Annotated in this window: 13 protein-coding genes and 2 tRNA genes; 3 read left to right on the top strand and 12 right to left on the bottom strand. The window is 65.1% G+C overall.

Going from position 1 to position 17,564, the window contains the following annotated elements; translation table 11 throughout:
* Positions 1–72: 72 nt before the first annotated feature.
* Entirely contained in the window at positions 73–2,247 is a 2,175-nt protein-coding gene (locus RMCB_RS18745) for a glutamine synthetase III family protein (RefSeq protein WP_062829990.1), read from the bottom strand.
* Between the two features lie 184 nt (positions 2,248–2,431).
* Here RMCB_RS18745 and fdhD point away from each other — a divergent pair, with 184 nt between their 5' ends.
* Positions 2,432–3,256 (top strand): formate dehydrogenase accessory sulfurtransferase FdhD, encoded by an 825-nt coding sequence (gene fdhD / locus RMCB_RS18740; RefSeq protein WP_062829989.1) that lies wholly within the window; start codon positions 2,432–2,434, stop codon positions 3,254–3,256.
* Here the strand turns inward: fdhD and RMCB_RS18735 are convergent.
* The 10 genes from RMCB_RS18735 to RMCB_RS18690 all read right to left on the bottom strand — a co-directional run bounded on the left by RMCB_RS18735 (position 3,226) and on the right by RMCB_RS18690 (position 13,512).
* Positions 3,226–4,137, bottom strand: a complete 912-nt coding sequence (locus RMCB_RS18735; protein WP_062829988.1) for an ROK family protein — start codon at positions 4,135–4,137, stop codon at positions 3,226–3,228. The two genes, fdhD and RMCB_RS18735, sit on opposite strands and share 31 nt — an antisense overlap.
* Positions 4,134–5,120, bottom strand: coding sequence for an SIS domain-containing protein (locus tag RMCB_RS18730; protein ID WP_062829987.1), 987 nt, complete (start codon positions 5,118–5,120; stop codon positions 4,134–4,136). Before RMCB_RS18730 ends, RMCB_RS18735 begins: the two co-directional genes overlap by 4 nt.
* An 8-nt stretch (positions 5,121–5,128) precedes the next feature.
* The gene (locus RMCB_RS18725) at positions 5,129–6,640 is read right to left on the bottom strand and encodes a GMC family oxidoreductase (RefSeq protein WP_062829986.1); all 1,512 of its coding nucleotides are present in this window, start codon (positions 6,638–6,640) and stop codon (positions 5,129–5,131) included.
* A 14-nt stretch (positions 6,641–6,654) separates the two neighbouring features.
* Entirely contained in the window at positions 6,655–7,413 is a 759-nt protein-coding gene (locus RMCB_RS18720; protein WP_062829985.1) for a DeoR/GlpR family DNA-binding transcription regulator, read from the bottom strand.
* Between the two features lie 27 nt (positions 7,414–7,440).
* Positions 7,441–8,865, bottom strand: a complete 1,425-nt coding sequence (locus RMCB_RS18715) for an APC family permease (protein WP_062829984.1) — start codon at positions 8,863–8,865, stop codon at positions 7,441–7,443.
* A 276-nt stretch (positions 8,866–9,141) separates the two neighbouring features.
* Positions 9,142–10,422 (bottom strand): ATP-dependent Clp protease ATP-binding subunit ClpX, encoded by a 1,281-nt coding sequence (gene clpX, locus RMCB_RS18710; protein ID WP_029372952.1) that lies wholly within the window; start codon positions 10,420–10,422, stop codon positions 9,142–9,144.
* Between the two features lie 230 nt (positions 10,423–10,652).
* Complete coding sequence (gene clpP2 / locus RMCB_RS18705; RefSeq protein ID WP_029372951.1) at positions 10,653–11,300, bottom strand: ATP-dependent CLP protease proteolytic subunit ClpP2; 648 nt, start codon at positions 11,298–11,300, stop codon at positions 10,653–10,655.
* A complete protein-coding gene (locus tag RMCB_RS18700; RefSeq protein WP_029372950.1) occupies positions 11,297–11,899 on the bottom strand; it encodes an ATP-dependent Clp protease proteolytic subunit in 603 nt (200 codons plus the stop codon). Before RMCB_RS18700 ends, clpP2 begins: the two co-directional genes overlap by 4 nt.
* Positions 11,900–12,005: 106 nt before the next feature.
* Positions 12,006–13,397 (bottom strand): trigger factor, encoded by a 1,392-nt coding sequence (gene tig, locus RMCB_RS18695; protein ID WP_062829983.1) that lies wholly within the window; start codon positions 13,395–13,397, stop codon positions 12,006–12,008.
* A gap of 41 nt (positions 13,398–13,438) precedes the next feature.
* Positions 13,439–13,512 (bottom strand) — tRNA-Pro (locus RMCB_RS18690).
* Between the two features lie 137 nt (positions 13,513–13,649).
* On the opposite strand from RMCB_RS18690, the gene RMCB_RS18685 reads away from it, so the two are divergent.
* A tRNA-Gly gene (locus tag RMCB_RS18685) sits at positions 13,650–13,723 on the top strand.
* A gap of 178 nt (positions 13,724–13,901) precedes the next feature.
* Here the strand turns inward: RMCB_RS18685 and RMCB_RS18680 are convergent.
* Positions 13,902–16,826, bottom strand: coding sequence for a hypothetical protein (locus tag RMCB_RS18680; RefSeq protein ID WP_131805553.1), 2,925 nt, complete (start codon positions 16,824–16,826; stop codon positions 13,902–13,904).
* A gap of 114 nt (positions 16,827–16,940) precedes the next feature.
* Here RMCB_RS18680 and RMCB_RS35875 point away from each other — a divergent pair, with 114 nt between their 5' ends.
* Complete coding sequence (locus tag RMCB_RS35875) at positions 16,941–17,438, top strand: hypothetical protein (protein WP_131805552.1); 498 nt, start codon at positions 16,941–16,943, stop codon at positions 17,436–17,438.
* Positions 17,439–17,564: the final 126 nt, after the last annotated feature.

Genomic DNA, 17,564 nt, shown 5'->3' with positions numbered 1-17,564 from the left:
GGATCGCCGGATGTGGGGCTGCGGTTACCGGGGTCCCGGACGGGACCAACCCCACACCCGGCGACGACCACCTCAGAGGATGTAGAGCATTTCCTGGTAGGTCGGCAACGGCCACAGGTCGTCGGCCACCACACCCTCCAACTCATCCGCCGCGGCGCGCACCTGCGCCATCGCGGGCAGCAGCGTATCGCGCGCGTTGCCTGCCTCCTCCAGCGCAGTGGCGCCGTCGTGGGACAGCCCTGCCTTCAGAGTGGCCAAGGCGGCCGACAACGCGCTGATCGGCTCCGAAACCTGCTGCAGCAATGTCATATCCGGTTCGACACCGGCGGCCTTGAGGGTCGCGACATTCTGGGCCAGCTCGGTCTGGTACCGGATGGCGGCCGGCAGGATCACGGTCGACCCGAGTTCGAGTGTCAGCTTGGCCTCGACCCCGATCGTCAGCGCGTACTGCTCCAACCGGACCTCGTAGCGGCTGTGCAACTCGCGTTCGTTGAACACCCCGTACTTCTCGAACAATTCGACCGACTCCGGTGCGATCAGCGCAGGCAACGCGTCCAGCGTGGTCTTGAAGTTGGGCAGGCCGCGGGTGGCGGCCTCGATCTGCCAGTTCTCGGAGTAACCGTCGCCGTTGAACACCACCGCACCGTGTTCGGTGATGATGTCGGTGAGCAGCTTCTGTACCGCGGTGTCGAAGTCCTCCCCGTCGGCCACCGCCTGCTCCAGCAGCGTGGCGATATGGTCGAACGAGTCGGCCATGATGGTGTTGAGGATGATCATCGGCACCGCGACGGTCTGCCCCGAACCCGGAGCCCGGAATTCGAAACGGTTGCCCGTGAAGGCAAACGGGCTCGTGCGGTTGCGGTCGCCGGGATCGGTCGGCAGGACCGGCAGGGTGTCAACACCGATGATCATCGAGCCCTTGCCTTTTGACGACGTCGCTGCACCCTTGGCGATCTGCTCGAACACGTCGGCCAGCTGGTCTCCGAGGAAGATCGAGATGATGGCCGGCGGCGCCTCGTTGGCACCCAGCCGGTGGTCGTTGGTGGCCGACGCGACCGAAACACGCAGCAGCCCGGCATATTTGTGCACCGCGCGGATGACCGCCGCGCAGAACACCAGGAACTGGGCGTTCTCGTGCGGGGTGTCACCGGGCACCAACAGCGATCCGAGTTCGGCGTTGCCCATCGAGAAGTTCACATGCTTGCCGGACCCGTTGACGCCCGCGAACGGCTTCTCATGGAACAGGCATTCCATCCCGTGTTTCTTGGCGACGGCCTTGAACACCGTCATCAGCAGCTGCTGGTGGTCGGAAGCGAGGTTGGCCCGCTCGAACATCGGCGCCACCTCGAACTGTCCCGGTGCCACCTCGTTGTGCCGGGTCTTGGCGGGGATGCCCAGCTTGAACAACTCCCGCTCGGTGTCCATCATGAATCCCAGCACCCGCTCGGGAACCGCACCGAAGTAGTGGTCGTCGAATTCCTGTCCCTTGGGCGGCTTGGCGCCGAACAGCGTACGGCCGGCGTTGATGAGGTCGGGTCGAGCCAGGAAGAAGTGCCGGTCCACCAGGAAGTACTCCTGCTCGGGACCGCAGAACGAGACGACCTTGCCCAGGTTCTCGTGGCCGAACAGCCTCAGGATGCGCTCGGCGTGCACACCCATGGCCTGCTGGCTGCGCAGCAGCGGGGTCTTGTAGTCCAGGGCCTCACCGGTCATCGACACGAAAACCGTTGGGATACAAAGCGTGTTGCCGTTCGGGTTCTCCAAGATGTAGGCCGGGCTGGTGACGTCCCAGCCCGTGTACCCGCGGGCCTCAAAGGTGCTGCGCAAGCCGCCCGACGGGAAGCTCGACGCGTCGGGCTCACCCTGGATGAGGGTCTTGCCGGCGAATTCTGCCAAGGTCTGTCCGTCGGAGACCGGCTCGAGGAAGGAGTCGTGCTTCTCGGCGGTGAGCCCCGTCATGGGATAGAAGACGTGCGCGTAATGGGTGGCACCCATCTCCATCGCCCAGTCCTTCATCGCCGCGGCAACTGCATCGGCCACCGACGGATCGAGCTTGGCCCCCTTCTCGATGGTCGCGACGACAGACTTGTACACCGATTTCGGCAGCCGTGCCTGCATCTCGGCCTTGGTGAACACGTTGGCGCCGAAGATCGAGCCGGGCGCCTCACCTGGGACGAAACTGATCGCCGGCGGTACGTAGGCCTCGACACTGGTGATGGCCTGCAGACGGGCCGCATTTCCGCTCAATGGACTTCCCTATCGCTACATGTGCGTGACCGGCCCACAGTAGGAAAGCTCGATGGCGGAAGTGTTACCTGCGCGTCAAGGGCGCAATACCGGCGTTAACGCTGGTAACGGTCGTAGTCATCCGCCAGTGAACCGATGGCCGAGCAACGGACTAAGTTGGAGTCATGACCGGGAGGCGGCAACCGTGGGCCGGGTGACGACGCGACGCCGGGCCACCCATCTGGACGCGACCGGCGCCGAGAAGCGGGCCGAGACGCTCGTCGTCGAAGAACCGCTGGAAATCCGGGTCAACGGCACGCCGATCACCGTCACCATGCGCACACCGGGCTCAGATGTCGAGCTGGCCCAGGGCTTTCTGCTGACCGAGGGTGTCATCGGCACCCGTGATGACGTGCTGACCGTGCGGTACTGCCGGGGCGCCACCGAGAACGGCACCAACACCTACAACGTCCTCGACGTGACGTTGGCCCCCGACGTGCCGGTGCCCGACGTCGATGTGACCCGCAATTTCTACACCACATCCTCCTGCGGGGTGTGCGGCAAGGCGTCGCTGGAGGCGGTGCGGCTGATCAGCCGTTACTGTCCGGGCGATGACCCGTCGACCGTCGCCGCCGACACCCTCTCGGCCATGCCGCCGCGGCTGCGGGAAGCACAGAAGGTGTTCGCCAGCACCGGCGGGCTGCACGGGGCCGCCCTGTTCACCAGCGACGGCACCATGCTGGTGGTCCGCGAAGACATCGGCAGGCACAACGCCGTCGACAAGGTGATCGGCTGGGCACTCGAGCAGAACCGGATACCGCTGACGGGCACCGTGCTGCTGGTCAGCGGCCGGGCCTCGTTCGAACTCACCCAGAAGTCCGTGATGGCTGGCATCCCGGTGTTGGCCGCGGTGTCGGCGCCATCCTCGCTGGCCGTCGACCTCGCGAGTCAATCCGGCCTGACGCTGGTCGCGTTCTTGCGGGGCGACTCGATGAACGTCTACACCCGCCCTGACCGGGTGATCGCCTGACCGCCGACGGCAGATGACGGGAGCATCATCGCGGCCGCACCGATCGCGCCCGCGAGGTTTCCCAGCCGGGCAGCAATGACGTTCGCGTTCCACGCGAATTCCGGCGACCGCCTGAGCTGCGCCCGCAAGCCGTCGCCGAACAGGTCCAGATACTGCGCGGCAGACCCGCCGACCACCACCAGTTCGGGCCGGAACATGCCGAGCAGGGTCGCCATCCCGAGGCCCACCTGTGCGCCGTAGGTGTGGAAAACCGTGCGCGCGGCACCATCGCCCGAGCGGGCAGCGGCAGCCAGTTCGGCGTTGCGTCCACCGGTCAGCTCGTCCAGCGCGGACCGTGATGCCACCTGCTCCCAACAGCTGGTCAGACCGCAATAGCATTGTGCTGCAGCGCCCTTCACACTCATATGCCCCATCTCGGGATGGCCGCCGTCGGCAGCACGGTACGGCTGCCCCGCTTCCAGCATGGCCACGCCGATGCCGGTACCCAGAGTGACCATCAGCATCGAGGCGCACCCGGTACCCGCGCCGAACCGGTGTTCGCCGATCGCCGCGGTGACGGCATCGTTGTCGATCATGCACGGCACACCGAGTCGCTCGCCCACCAAACGGGTCAGCCGTATTCCGGTGTAGGCCGGTAAGGTCGCCGGATTGCGGATCACGCCCGTCGGATCGACCGGCCCACTCGCGCCGATCCCGACACCTCCGATCGGCGCCCCGGCCGCCACGCCGGAGAGCGTGGCAACCAGCGCAGCAACGGCTTCCCCGCCACGCACATCCCGCGCAGTGGGGGTGGTGATCTCGGTGAGCACCCGTCCGTCGTCGTCGATGGCAACGACGCGGGTTCCGGTGCCGCCCAAGTCGACCCCGAGGTAGCGACTCATAGCGATGCGGTGATCTTGCTGCCATAGGCGAAGGCACCCGGAACAATGCTCCGCGCCCTGGCAACGGCCACCGTAAGGTGTTGTGCGACAAGCGCACCGTGCGCCAACTGTGACAGCACGCCGGCCGGGCCGGGAATGTGATGGCCGAGAGGTTTTGCGGCGCCGACGGTGATGACCGTCGATCCGGTGGCCAGCAGATCGGCCGCGAGTTGGCTCAGCGAGGCGTTCTCGGTGTCGCCGTTGAACAGCACCGCGGTCAGCCGCGGCCCGGCGAGTTCCAGCGGGCCGTGCCGGAATTGGCCACCGATGTAACCGTCGGCGGGAATCTTGGCTCCCTCCTTGGTGATCAGACCGGCGTACAGCGCGGTGGCCGCATGATCGGCGAAGCCGACGTATACCAGCCGGCCGTCGCGATCCGCGATGCTCTCAGCGACGTCGCCGAAGAAGCCGGGAACCACGAAGCGTTCCACCGCGGTCACCGTATCGAGGCCCATGACCGGCGGCGTCGAGGTCATCGCATCAGCCAATACTTGGTGTGCGGCAAGGGTGTTCAGGTAGCTCTTGGTACTGACGGTGGCTTCAGCACCGCTGCGCAATGCGACCACGACATCCGCCGACCGGGCGAGCGGACTGTCGGTGTCGTTGGTGACGCCGATCAAGGTGGCGGGGCGGCATTCGTCGAGCAGCGCCACCACCTCGCCGCTGGCTCCGGATTGCGACGTCATGACGAGCAGCGAGTCGCCGGTGACGAGCTGGGGCGAATCGAGCAACTGACCGCTGTCCACCCACCACGCGGGCCGCCCGGTCGCCACGATTCGGCGCCAAGTGGGCAACGCGGCGTAGTGCGAAGAACCCATGCCGGTCAAGATGATTCGGTCGTGGCCACGGGTCAGCGCGGCAGCCAATCCGTCGGGCTCGGCCCCGGCCAGAAATGCCCGCAAGGCGTCGGGCTGGTCGGCGATATCGGATTCGAACGGCGTCATGTGTGCTCCTAGCTGGTGGTGTCGAGGTAACGGGCGACCGCGTCGGCCGGGTGTAGGCCGAGCAGGCCTGCCGCAATCCGGGCGCCGATCATCGCGGTCGGCAGGTTGATGTTTCCGCGGGTGATATCGGGCATCACCGAGGCGTCCGCGACGTACAGGCCGTCGACACCGTGCACCGCGCCGCTGCCGTCGACGACGGCATCCGCGTCGCAGCTCGGCCCCATCTTGCATGTCCCGGCGGGATGGCAGTAACTGGCGATGTGCGCCAGCGGATCACGGTCGTCATTGGCCGGTGGGCCCAACACCGCAGCCAGTTCGCTGTCGGCGGTCATCGTGCGCAACAGTTCCAGCGCCTCGCCGAGCACCACCTTGTCATGACCGTCCGGGTCGGTGGCGTACCGGTGGTCGATGCGCAGCGCAGCGTCGGGATCAGGGCCCGAGATCTTCACCACGCCTTGAGATTTGGCGCGCATCGCACCGCCGTACAGGCTGATCGGCGGCAATCCCGGGTGACCACTGTTGGCGCCGGCAACCATGAACACATGGATGTCGTAGGGCCCGTTGTCACACCGCGACGACCTGGCGCGGCCCAGGCTCTGCTCATCGGGATTCCACTCCAGCTCGGCCAGATCGTCGAGCAGCCCCGCTTTACCGTGGAAGTCCAGTTGCACACAGGCGTGGTCGAGCAGGTGCTCCCCCACTCCCGGCAGATCCAGCACCGGAGCCACACCGACCGCGCGCAACGCGTCGGCAGCCCCCACCCCGGACCGCTGCAGGATCGCCGGCGAGTGGATCGCGCCACCCGCGAGCACGATCCGGCCGGCCCGCACCACCTCGCCGGTGGTGAGCTCCACACCGCCGGCGCGATTGCCGTCGAACAGGATCCGGCGCACCGGGCTGTCGCCGGCGATCGTCAACCGGTCCAGGTGGCGCACCGGGTCGAGAAAGGCGAACGCGGCGTTCCACCGGATGCCGTCGACGATGTTCACCGGCATCGGACCGATACCCGGGCCGGCGGCGATGTCGTCCAGGTCGTCGGCCCACGGCAGCCCGGCACGCACCCCGGCCGCGACGAAAGCCCTCTGAGCACTGGTCAATTCATCGGTGCGGTAGCGGCGTACCCGAAACCGCTCGTGGCCCCAATCCAGCAGCGACACAACAAGATCGGACTCCCACCCGGCGTTGCCCTGTTTGGCCCAGCCGTCGTAATCCGCTCGGGCGCCGCGGGCCACGGTGCAGCCGTTGTGCGACGAGCACCCGCCGATGACGCGAGCCCTGGGCAGATCGAGCTCAGAACCGTCAGGAGACCGAAGCACCCAGTCATGCGACAGCGGAATCTCCTTGGCGCTCAGCATGTCAGCCGGCCAGCCACCGTCGGCATAGCTCCCGTAGTCGGGTCCGGCCTCCAGCAGTAGAACCGACTCCGAACCTGCTGCGGCCAGCATGCCGGCGCATGCGGCGCCTCCGGTGCCGCCGCCGACGACGACGATGTCGACCTCGGCCGGCAGGGTCTTGCTCATGCATGTACTCCGATCTAAGCGATATGTGGGGCGATGCCGGCGACGGCGAGTTGCTCGCGCAGGTCCTCGGGCAAGTTGGCATCGGTGTGGATCTGATCTGCGGCGTCCACGGCGGCGATCCTGGCGAACGCCGTCTGACCGAATTTGGTGGAATCGCACGCGGCCACGCACCGCGTCGCGGCGTGCAACGCGGCCCGTTTCACGGCGGCGTCGTCCTCGTTCCACTCGGTGAAGCCCGCGGTGATGTCGACAGCGGACACCGTCATGACGTAGGTGTCGAACCGGTAGTCGGCCAACGTGCGCTCCGTGGCCGGGCCGACCAGGGACTGCTCCCCGTGACGAATCAGGCCACCCGGCACCATGACCCGGGTCGCGGGCGAGGCCACCAAAATCTCGGCGACGCGGGTGTTGAGCGCACACACCGTGAGGTTGCGGCCGACGAGTTCCTCGGCGATGGCCACCCCGGTGGTGCCGCCGTCGAGGATCACCGTCTCCCCGTCGGACAGGGCCGCGGCGACGCTGACCGCAATCGCCCGTTTGGTGTCCGCGTTGAGCCGGGCGCGCATGGCGAAGGGAGGCTCGAAATTGCCGCTCAGCGTGCGTACCGCGCCGCCATGCGTGCGACGCAACAGCCCGTCATCCTCGAGTTGGGCCAGGTCACGCCGAATCGTCATGTCCGACACCGAGAACCGCGTGCTCAGCTCCGCGATGGTGACCCGTCCGCGGTTGTCGAGCAGTTCCAGGATGCGCTGCTGACGTTCGGTCGCATTCATCGCATATCGTCCTTCGTGTCGTGGCCGTCAGTTGACGTCAGGCAGCTCACCGGCGTTGGCCATCCAGTCGCGCCGCCCCGGTCGCAGATTACGGCCGTACAGCACGGCGACACCGAGCAACAGGTAGACCACCGCGATGAAGGGCGCATACGCCACAGGCGGGTCCGGCAGCGGGACGATGCTCTTGTAGCCGATGGTCAGGAGCGCGGCAGTCGAAATCACTGGGCACACCACGAAGGGCACGACCTTGAACTCCTCGGGATGCTTGCGGCGGAAGAACAGGAAAGCCGCGATGTTGGCGAGGATGAAGATGGGGATGTAGACGAAGGTCCCGGTGGTGCCCAGCATGTTGAACAGGTTGTAGGGGCCCAGCGGCAGACCCACGAACACTGTGATGACGACCGCGACGATCGTGGCGAGGTAGACGGCCGACACCGGGGTGCCGTAGGACTTGCTGACGCGGGCCAGCGATTCGGGCAACGCACCGGTGCGGGCCATGCCGAAGATCGTCCGGGTCGCGCTGGTCGTGCATGCGATGCACACCCCGAGACCAGAGTTCACCAACGCGATCAGCACGATCACCGAGCCGCCGTGCCAGAGCCGGTCCGCCAGGACGAATGCCGGAGCGGTCGGCGAATCAGCAAGTGCGGCAAGGTTGTCGGTGCCCCACCCGATCTGCAGGCCCCAGGCGCAGATCACATAGAACAGACCGATCAAGGCCAGCGAGCCGCCGATGGCCATCGGCACCAGCCGCTTGGGGTCACGGGACTCCTCGCCGACCGCGGCCGCGGATTCGAAGCCCGTGAAAGCGAAGATCGACAACACAATCGCCAGGAAGAACCCGGAGCCGGCGCCGATGTGCGCGGGGTTGAAGCCATCCAGATTGACCCCGCCAGGTCCGGGGTTGATCACACCGGTGAGCGAAAGTCCCAGACCGACAGCGATTTCGAAGATCGTCATGACCACCAGGAATCGGATGGAGATCACGATGCCGCGGTAGGCGCAGGCGAAACAGACAGCCAGGATCACCAGGGCGTAGACCCACCACGGCAGACCGATGCCGTACTTGGCCGCGAGCTCGTCGTGCAGTACCGCTCCGGTGAACGCGGCGAGGGCGGCGGGTACGACGGTCACCATGACGGCGTACAGCCAGCCGGTGAGGAAACCCCAGCGCGGCCCGATGCCGTGCGAGATGTACGTGTAGAAGCCACCCGCCGACGGCAGGTGACGCGCCAGACCGGTGATCGGCACGGCGATGGTGGAGCAGACCAGGAATGCGGCGAGGTAGGTCAGCGGAGCGGACACACCGGCTTGGCTCGTGGCGAAACCGATCGTGTAGAAGATGCCCAGCGTCGGCGAGATCTGCGCGATCGACTGCATCAGCACGCCGGCGAGGCCGATCGACCCTCTTCGCAGATCGGTGTGCACGACCTTCACATCCGTACTTGCCATCTGGCCTCCAGACTCACAGGACCAGTGTTCGGTTGAACATCTGTGGTGAACAGTCTCACTGTCCATATGTTCAGAGTCAAGATATTTGTTCGATTTTCTGTTCGTTTGATGTTCGAGGCAACATGCAGTCCATTGGCCGAGCAGACACTGCGGCACCTGAAACGCCGCGTGTCGGGTACCGCAGCGTCTGCTCGCCGAGATTGGGTAACCCCCGCGCGGATGGCCCGCACATGCAAAAAGCCCCGCCGTAGCGGGGCTTTTTCGCTTTTATGTCGGTTAGGCGCTCTTGTCGCGGCGCTCGGCACGCGTGGGCTTGCGCGGCACGATGGTCGGCAGCACGTTGTCCTGCACGGTCTCCTTGGTGACAACCACCTTGGCGACATCGTCGCGGCTGGGGATGTCGTACATGACCGGCAGCAGCACCTCTTCCATGATGGCGCGGAGGCCACGGGCACCGGTGCCGCGGTGGATCGCCTGGTCGGCGATGGCTTCGAGTGCCTCGTCGGTGAACTCCAACTCGACGCCGTCCATCTCGAACAGCCGCACGTACTGCTTGACCAGCGCGTTCTTGGGCTCGGAGAGGATCTTGACCAACGACTCCTTGTCGAGGTTGGTCACCGACGCCACAACAGGCAGCCGGCCGATGAACTCGGGGATGAGCCCGAACTTGATCAGGTCCTCGGGCATGACCTCGGCGAAGTGGTCCTGGGTGTCGATCTCCGCCTTGGACCGCACCTCGGCGCCGAAGCCCAGGCCGCGCTTGCCGACCCGGTCGGAGACGATCTTCTCCAGACCGGCGAACGCACCCGCGACGATGAACAGCACGTTGGTGGTGTCGATCTGGATGAATTCCTGATGCGGATGCTTGCGACCACCCTGCGGGGGCACCGAGGCCTGCGTGCCTTCGAGGATCTTCAGCAGCGCCTGCTGCACACCCTCGCCGGAGACGTCGCGCGTGATCGACGGGTTCTCGCTCTTGCGGGCGATCTTGTCGACCTCGTCGATGTAGATGATGCCGGTCTCGGCCCGCTTGACGTCGTAGTCCGCGGCCTGGATCAGCTTGAGCAGAATGTTCTCGACGTCCTCGCCGACGTACCCCGCCTCGGTGAGCGCCGTCGCGTCGGCGATGGCGAACGGGACGTTGAGCATCTTGGCCAGCGTCTGCGCGAGATAGGTCTTACCGCAGCCGGTGGGCCCCAGCATGAGGATGTTCGACTTGGTCAGCTCCACCGGCTCCGAGCGGGAGTCGCGGGACTTCTCGCCGGCCTGGATGCGCTTGTAGTGGTTGTATACAGCCACCGCCAAGGTTCGCTTCGCGGTGTCCTGGCCGATCACGTAGCCCTCGAGGAACTCACGGATCTCCGCGGGTTTGGGCAGCTCGTCAAGCTTGACGTCGTCAGCGTCGGCGAGCTCCTCCTCGATGATCTCGTTGCACAGGTCTATGCACTCATCGCAGATATAGACGCCGGGACCCGCGATGAGCTTCTTGACCTGCTTTTGGCTCTTTCCACAGAACGAGCACTTCAGCAGGTCACCGCCGTCTCCGATGCGCGCCATTCGGGGGGTCCTACTTCCTGTTCACGGTCGGTCGTTTCGCCATTTCGAGGGTTTCCCCGGGCGTTAAACCCGACGCTACCCGTTCGCTCCTCCGCGGTGCGACCGATAAAGCCGAATCGCGTCGGTGATATTTACCTGTGCAGGAGAACATATCGTCTCCGGCCGCTCACCACCCGTCAGTGCGCTGACTGTTATGCGGGCGTGTCGCTGCCGGAGACGATCGGTCGGGCTTACGACTTCTGCGCCGACAACTTCCGGTACTCCAGCACCGTGTCGATGATGCCGTAATCCTTGGCCTGCTCGGCGGTGAGGATCTTGTCGCGGTCGGTGTCCTTGCGGATGACCTCGGGATCCTTGCCGGTGTGGCGCGCCAGCGTGGTCTCCATCAAGGTGCGCATGCGCTCGATCTCGGCGGCCTGGATCTCCAGATCGGAGAACTGGCCCTGGATGACGCCACCCAGCGAGGGCTGGTGGATGAGCACCCGGGCGTTGGGCAGTGCCAGACGCTTGCCGGGGGTTCCGGCGGCGAGCAGCACCGCTGCGGCCGACGCGGCCTGACCCAGGCACACGGTCTGGATGTCGGCCCGCACGTACTGCATGGTGTCGTAGATCGCCATCAGCGAGGTGAACGAGCCACCCGGCGAGTTGATGTACATGGTGATGTCGCGGTCGGGATCCAGCGACTCCAGCACCAGCAGCTGCGCCATGATGTCGTTGGCCGACGCGTCGTCCACCTGGACACCGAGGAAGATGATGCGTTCCTCGAACAGCTTGTTGTACGGGTTCGATTCCTTGACACCGAAGCTGCTGTGCTCGATGAAGGACGGCAGGATGTAGCGGGCCTGCGGCTGCAGGCGGGGATCAGTGTGGTCGGTCATTTGTCTAGTCCTGCTCCCGGTCCGGTGCCGTTGACGTTGGCGCTGGTGATGATGTGGTCGACGAACCCATACTCCAGGGCTTCCGGCGCGGTGAACCAGCGGTCGCGGTCGGAGTCGGCCTCGATGCGCTCGATCGTCTGCCCGGTGAACTCAGCGTTGAGGCGGAACATCTCCTTCTTGATGACCGTGAACTGCTCGGCCTGGATCGCGATGTCGGCCGCGCTACCGGTCACACCGCCGAGCGGCTGGTGCATCAGGATGCGGGCGTGCGGCAGCGCGTAACGCTTGCCCTTGGTACCCGCGGCGAGGAGGAACTCCCCCATCGACGCGGCCATGCCCATCGCGTAGGTCGCGATGTCGCACGGCGCCAGCACCATGGTGTCGTAGATCGCCATGCCGGCGCTGATGGAGCCGCCGGGCGAGTTGATGTACAGGTGGATGTCCTTGGTCGGATCCTCCGCCGACAGCAGCAGAATCTGCGCGCACAGCCGGTTGGCAATGTCGTCGTCAACTTGGGAGCCCAGGAAGATGATCCGCTCGGAGAGCAGTCGCTCGTACACCGAGTCGACAAGGTTGAGCCCTGCCCCGGCGCCACGCATGTCAGTCACGACTGGATACCTGCTTTCTCTTACGTCTTGGTACTGACGACATTAACCAACCTGCCACGCCGCGCACTCCCAGACAGGGGCGCGTTCGCTCACAGCGTCACTCGGCGCTGTTGGCGTCCTTGTCGGCGTCGTCGCTGCTGTCCTGCTCATCCTCGGCGTCCGCGTTGCCGACCGGGCCGAAGAGCTCGGTGGTGTCGACGACCGTGCCCTCGGTGTCGGTGACGGTGGCGGCGTGCACGACGGCGGCGATGGTCAACGCGCGACGCACGTCGGCGAACATGGCCGGCAGCTGGTTGTTCTGCTGCAGGAGCTGGATCAGCTGCTGCGGCTCGATGCCGTACTGACGCGACATCAGCACCAGGCGCTCGGTGAGATCGTTCTGGCCGACCTGGACGTCGAGCTTGTCTGCCAGCGCGTCCATCAGCAGCTGGGTCTTGATCGCCTTCTCGGCATGGGTGCGGTTGTCGGCGTCGAATTCCTCACGGCTGCTGCCCTGTTCGGTCAGCTGCTCGGCGAACTTGTCCTCGTCGTGGTCGAGAGCGTGGATCCGGTTGTGCAGGGTGTCGTCGATCTGGGCCTGCACGATGTTCTCCGGCAGCGGAACGTCGGTCTGCTCGAGAAGCTCCTCCAGCGCCTTGTCGCGGATCTGCTCGGCCTGCTGCACGCTCTTGACCCGCTTCACCTGCTCCGCGAGGCTTGCCTTGAGCTCCTCGAAAGTGTCGAATTCGCTTGCCAGCTGGGCGAATTCGTCGTCAGCCTCGGGCAGCTCGCGCTCCTTGACCGACTTGACGGTCACGGTCACCTCGGCGTCCTTACCGGCGTGCTCGCCGGCAGCCAGCTTGGTGGTGAACACCTTGGACTCACCCGCGGTCAGGCCGATGATGGCGTCGTCGAGACCCTCGATCAACTGGCCCGAACCGACCTCGTGCGAAAGCCCCTCGGTCTTGGCCTCGGGCACATCCTCGCCGTCGACGGTGGCCGACAGGTCGATGGAGACGAAGTCGCCCTCCTGCGCGGGGCGCTCGACGCCGGTCAGGGTGCCGAACCGGGCGCGCAGCGACTGCAGCTCGGCGTCGACCTCTTCGTCGGTGACCTCGATCGGGTCGACGGTGATCTTCAGGGCCTCCAGGTCGGGCAGTGTGATCTCCGGGCGGACGTCCACCTCTGCGGTGAACACCAGCTCCTCGCCGTCCTCAAGCTTGGTGACCTCGATCTCGGGCTGGCCGAGCGGCTTGATGTCGGAGGTCGAGACGGCCTCGCTGTAGCGGCTGGGCAGCGCGTCGTTGACGACCTGCTCCAGCACGGCGCCGCGGCCGATGCGGGCCTCCAGCAGCTTGCGGGGAGCCTTGCCGGGACGGAAGCCGGGCAGGCGCACCTGCTTGGCCAGCTCCTTGAACGCCCGGTCGAAGTCCGGCTCCAACTCGGTGAAGGGCACCTCCACATTGATGCGCACCCGGGTGGGGCTCAGCTGCTCGACCGTGCTCTTCACTCTTGTTGCTCCTAGATAGTTCTGTCGTACTGGCGGGTGAGTCGGGGTGACAGGATTTGAACCTGCGGCCTTCCGCTCCCAAAGCGGATGCGCTACCAAGCTGCGCTACACCCCGTGTGCATCGATTGTCTGCGTGACCGATCGCAGGCGCGAACCCACGAAAGGACCACGCGAGATACTACGGCCTGACCACCTGAAGCCTTCAATTGGATTTGATTGGGGGCACACCGGTACAGTGCTGATGCTGCACATGCGGGCGTAGCTCAATGGTAGAGCCCTAGTCTTCCAAACTAGCTACGCGGGTTCGATTCCCGTCGCCCGCTCCATGCAAAAGCGGCCCTACCGGCGAAAACGCTGATAGGGCCGTTTTCCGTATCGGCGAGGTTCCCGCGACTGGCGTCACCAAGGCTGCGTAATCCCCGCTGGGATCTTCGCCGTGCACGTCGATCCGTCGAACGTGCGTGCGACGAGAGCTTCGACTTTGGGTCCGGACTGCTACCGACGTCAGTTCCGTGGCGGCACGGGGACGGGCACAGGCCCAGGCTTGGCCTTCGTGAAGGACCCGGGATTCATCCCGAGTTTGACGAGCCGGTCGACCATGTAGGCATCCACCTCGAGCGGTCTGTGGACGTCGTAGTGCTCCCACGCCTCTTCGATCATGACCTCGAGCTGATTGACGGTTGCCTGTGCGTCAGCCGCTCGGGTGCTGCCTCCTTTTGCGACCGCGTCGTAGCGTGCCTTCATCGTCTCCAGTTCCGCGATATATTTCTGCAAGTCGTTCGCCCACATCGTGTTCGGATTGACGTGGGGGAAATTCGGGAGGGTTCCGGCCGGGGAGAATTCGGTCACGTAAAGCCGATGTGCGACGGCGCCGTATGGCGAGTCGAGGTCGAGGACCGGCGCCTCTTGCGCCCTGGCCAGCATCGCCTGGTAGCCACCGCCCGCCTTGGTACCACCCATCTTGGCGGCGATCTGGTCGATGCTTATCCCGGGATTCTCGGCAACCAAATATCTTGCGATCAAATAGAACTGGGCCGCATGCCGCACTTCGTGCGCAAGTGCGGCGGCCATGTCTTCGACCGGCTTCGCCAATTCGGCCGGGTTGACCCGGATCACCCAGCCATTCCGGTATATCAACGCGATTTCATCAGGCTTCAGCTGGCCCGGCTCAGCGATGACTATCTCCGGCTTGGGCATATCGGCCGGCGCGAACTTGGTCAGCGCCTGGGCGCCGATCTCTTTGACGTTGGTCTCGGTGAGCGGTCCCGAAATCCCCATCTGCCGAACTCCGGCGTTGTACTCCGCCAACCGCTCTTTGTCCGCCAGCGACAGTTCTTTCTGTCCGGCGATGTCCATCGAGAGCGGATCAGCGGGCTGGGTCGAGGTCGGTCCCGCGGGAGTGTCCGAGGGGGTCTTGTCGACGATCATCCTCGGTTCCGGCGGCGGCGAGAACGTGTCGCCGACCGGGAGACTGTTTTTCTTCCGGAGAATGTTGAGGTCGCGCAACGCTGCGCGCTCGTCCATGACCAGAGCGAAGTCGTCAGCGCCCGCGCCCCCTTTTCGATTTCTCAGGCGCTGGCTGATGGTGGGCCAATCGTCGCCCGTCGTGTCAAAGTCCCCGAGCTTCGCCCGGCGCTGATCGCGCAAGACCAGCCACTTGGCCTCGGCCTCACTGAGCTCCTTGACACTCTCGTTGCTCAGCTTGAAGCGCTCGATGAGCTGGCTGATGCGGCCCGCCTGCTTGGCGAGGAACGGCGACGCGATCTCGATCCCCGCCGTGACCGTCGCGGTGGTGGCTGCACCCTGAGCCGTCTTGGCGAGCAGAACCAGGACGTCTTCGCTCAGCCCGCGCTTCCAGGTGTCGTCCTGGGCGGTGGCTTCGGCGAAGCTACTCAGAGCTGCTCCCGTCCCGCTGGTGAGAATCGTGGTCACAGATTGAGTGATCTTCGGCTGACTCGCCCATGCCGCCTTCGCCGCATTCTCGGCGTTGAGCGCCATGGCTTGTTTGTACTCGGCTGACACGAGTCCCTGCGCGACCGACGGCAGGATCACGTCGGTCACGCCCTCGACGGCGCCGCCCAGGAAGGCCGCCATGCCGTCGTTGCCAGTGGCGTCGAAGGCCGCGCCCTTCGCCACCTTGGTGATCACCACCTTGGCGGTACCCTTGGCGACCGCCGCCACCGCCGCCCTGACACCCACGTTTTCGAACGCCTCTATGGCGCCCGCGACCAACCCGACACCTGCGCCGGCAGTGAGGTATGCGATCACCAGCCCGACCGCGGTGTACGCGATCTGAGCCGCGACATCGTTGACCGCATCGGCGGTCTTCGTGAGGCTGTCGGCCGACGCGAGCACTGATCCACTTTTCGCGTTGAGATCCGCGGCCTCGGCTGAGCCGGGTGATTTGTTGTCGCCGGTCGCCTTGATGGCCCAGTCGAGTTCGCGATTTTCGTCAGCCAACGCACTGTAGGCGTTGGTGAACCCGACGGAGCCGGGGTCCATCAGGCTTTCCTTACCGAAGTCTCTGACCAGCTTCGCGCGTTCCAATGGGTCCATGCTGCCTGTGCCGGACAGCAGGATCTTGGTCGCCTTCAGGTATTCCTTGTCATTGAGATGCGACTTCATGAGCCCGCGCGTCGTGCCCCCGGTCTCGGGCTGCTGCAGGATGGCAACCTTGTCGGCGTCGCTCGCAGATTCGAGCACGCTGTAGCAATAGTCCTCGTCGTCGTCGAGTCCGCTCAGCGCAAGCGAAATGCGATCCGCGACCGTCCCGGTCAGGATGGTCAACACATTCTTGTAGTCGCCACCGGTCTTGCGGGCCACAAAGTCGACGAACGGATCTCCAACAGACTGTTGACCTTTGGTCAGCGCGTCGGCGAAGAGCTGACGGTCTGCGCCCTTGGCGTCTTTGAACACCTTCATGACGGCGCTGCCGCTATCGGCGCCGGCCGCCGTCAACTTCTGCATCGCGGTTGGGTTCTCCGCAAGCAACGCATTGAGCCGCTCCCTGTCTTCGGTCGCCAACTCCGACATCGTCGACGGGTCAATCCGCTCTTCGCGCATCTGCTTTTTCTCAGCGGCACTGGCGATTTCGAGGTAGTTCCACACGACGGTCAGGTCGTCCTTGAACTTCACAGCGACACGCAACCGCTCGTTCAGCGACACAGAACCCTTGACGAGAATCATCGCGGCGAGGTACTTGTGTTTGTTGTCCAACAAGCCGATGTCGGCAGGGTCTTCGGGCGATAACAAGCCCACCTCGGCAACCAAATCTTTGTGGTATGAGGTCTGATACGACGCTTTCAGCGCTTTCTTGTCGGCTGCCTTATCGACGAGTGTGAGGACCTTGTCCCACGCGACGGTCATTCCGGTCGGCGCCTCGATCTCGGCCGCCAACTCGTCGACCAATCGAAATTCGCCGAACGCCATCAGCGCACGAAGTTCGTACCCGGTTCGTTTCCACTGCAGAGTCTTGCTGTCGAGGATTCCGGCGATCAGCGAGGTCTGCCCGTTGGGCAGGGTCATAGGTGTGGCGTCGGAGAAATGCTCTTTGAATTCACCAGCGAAGATCGCCTCCGCTTCGGCGAACGTGTTGCCGGAGGCGGTACCTCCGGCCGGAGCCGCCAGCACCCGGCGCATCGTCTCGAGGTCGAAGTCGGTGCCGTACAACGCGAACAGCAATTTGTCCGCCAACCGCAGCCCGCCGAATCGGAAGTACGACGACGCCCGCACGCCATAGTCGATACCGAGGTACTTGACCATGTCCTTGTTGGCGTCGGAGTTGTACTCCTTTTGGTAGGCCGACTCCAGTTCGCCGTGTCGCATCGATTGTTTGTGCAGCCAGTCGTAAAGGCCGGTGGGCCAGACATTTCCGGCACCCATCGGCAGCGAACGATCGACGATCGCCGACCGCAGATCGGCCAAGCGCTGCTTTGCCGGGTCGGCCGGGTCGTCACGCTGGACGACCACGCCGCTGGAAAGCGCACTTGCCAGCACACGATTGCCGACTGTGCCCTGCAAGTCCAGAATGGCGTCAGCTGAAAGCTGAGCGACTCGGTGCGGCTTGGGCGCACCCGTCTTCGGGCGAGCGGGGCGCCGTGGCGCAGCCTCAGCATTTGCCCGCGCCCCGGGCTCGTGTGCGTGACCGCTCGCCATTGACCACCCACC

Source organism: Mycolicibacterium brisbanense, from assembly GCF_001570425.1.
In the GTDB taxonomy this organism is placed as follows: domain Bacteria; phylum Actinomycetota; class Actinomycetes; order Mycobacteriales; family Mycobacteriaceae; genus Mycobacterium; species Mycobacterium brisbanense.
Note: the sequence above shows the minus strand (reverse complement) of the source record. Positions and strands in the feature narration are given on the sequence as shown.

Coding starts and splice junctions, on each gene's coding strand:
- RMCB_RS18725 (WP_062829986.1), bottom strand. CDS start 6,640: ATGAGCAAGACCCTGCCGGCCGAGGTCGACATCGTCGTCGTCGGCGGC.
- RMCB_RS18720 (WP_062829985.1), bottom strand. CDS start 7,413: ATGAATGCGACCGAACGTCAGCAGCGCATCCTGGAACTGCTCGACAAC.
- clpX (WP_029372952.1), bottom strand. CDS start 10,422: ATGGCGCGCATCGGAGACGGCGGTGACCTGCTGAAGTGCTCGTTCTGT.
- RMCB_RS18730 (WP_062829987.1), bottom strand. CDS start 5,120: ATGACGCCGTTCGAATCCGATATCGCCGACCAGCCCGACGCCTTGCGG.
- RMCB_RS18680 (WP_131805553.1), bottom strand. CDS start 16,826: ATGGCGTTCGGCGAATTTCGATTGGTCGACGAGTTGGCGGCCGAGATC.
- RMCB_RS35875 (WP_131805552.1), top strand. CDS start 16,941: ATGCTCTTTGAATTCACCAGCGAAGATCGCCTCCGCTTCGGCGAACGT.
- RMCB_RS18735 (WP_062829988.1), bottom strand. CDS start 4,137: ATGAGTCGCTACCTCGGGGTCGACTTGGGCGGCACCGGAACCCGCGTC.
- RMCB_RS18700 (WP_029372950.1), bottom strand. CDS start 11,899: ATGCGTGGCGCCGGGGCAGGGCTCAACCTTGTCGACTCGGTGTACGAG.
- RMCB_RS18715 (WP_062829984.1), bottom strand. CDS start 8,865: ATGGCAAGTACGGATGTGAAGGTCGTGCACACCGATCTGCGAAGAGGG.
- clpP2 (WP_029372951.1), bottom strand. CDS start 11,300: ATGACCGACCACACTGATCCCCGCCTGCAGCCGCAGGCCCGCTACATC.